This is a genomic window from Microvirga sp. HBU67558 (assembly GCF_018069605.1).
GTDB lineage: Bacteria > Pseudomonadota > Alphaproteobacteria > Rhizobiales > Beijerinckiaceae > Microvirga > Microvirga terrae.
Genome location: NZ_JAGPUP010000042.1, coordinates 1 through 244, shown reverse-complemented (window position 1 = coordinate 244; position 244 = coordinate 1). Strand labels below are relative to the sequence as shown.

Genomic DNA, 244 nt, shown 5'->3' with positions numbered 1-244 from the left:
GGTGAAGCCGTGTCTTCACCGTCTCGGGCCGCAAGCCCAGATGGGAGGCGGTCTCCTCGATGCTCATCTCCTCGATATCGCGAAGGACAAAGACCATGCGGAAAGAATCGGGCAACTGGTCCACCGCGCGTTCGAGCAGGCGCCACACCTGGGCCTGGGCGGCGGCGGCTTCCGGATCACTGTCCTGGCGGGCTGACGGCAGGTAGATCACGCGGGCCTCTCCTTGTCCGCTGATGGCGTCAAT

The 244-nt window shown here is 64.8% G+C and carries 1 protein-coding gene; it reads right to left on the bottom strand.

Features of this window, described 5'->3' with window-relative positions:
* On the bottom strand, positions 1-244 hold a 244-nt coding region (locus tag KBI52_RS00155), incomplete at both ends, for a sigma factor-like helix-turn-helix DNA-binding protein (protein ID WP_305797854.1).